This is a genomic window from Candidatus Merdisoma sp. JLR.KK006, assembly GCF_036941035.1.
Classification (GTDB): Bacteria; Bacillota; Clostridia; order Lachnospirales; family Lachnospiraceae; genus Laedolimicola.
Map to the genome: position 1 here is coordinate 1 of NZ_JAYMNS010000096.1, position 466 is coordinate 466.

Sequence of the window (466 nt, forward strand, 5' to 3'; positions counted from 1 at the left end):
GTTGCCCTTGTCCGTGAACTGCTCGATTCGCTCGCTTCCTGCATACACGTGCTTCTGCTCGTATTCCAGCTGGCCGTTGCCCTCGGCAAATACCATCAGGTCGTCGTTCTCGAAGCTGGTGTAATCGATCACGTAATCACGGGCGTAGACCTTTCCGGCGTGGGTGGTATGGGTGTTGTTAATCCGGATGCCCAGTCCGTTGTACGTGTAGGCAGATTTGTCCCCTTTCCAGTTGGTTCCCTCCACCATGCGGTTTGTTTCGTCATAAACGTAGGATCGGCTGGCTTTCTTGCCGATTTCCGCCGTGCGGTTGCCCCGCTTGTCGTAGGTGTAGGTGTAACTCTCGTTGCCGTCCTTTTTCTGTACTAACTGGTTCAGCTCGTTATACTGATAGTCTACCACATGGTTCTTCGCCTTTTCAAGCACCAGGTTCCCCAGCGTGTCGTAGGTGTAGGTGGTCGTGGTA

The 466-nt window shown here is 53.6% G+C and carries 1 pseudogene; it reads right to left on the reverse strand.

Annotation, left to right across the window (positions count from 1 at the left end):
* Positions 1-466: pseudogene (locus VSQ61_RS22750) on the reverse strand (hypothetical protein); the annotation flags it as partial.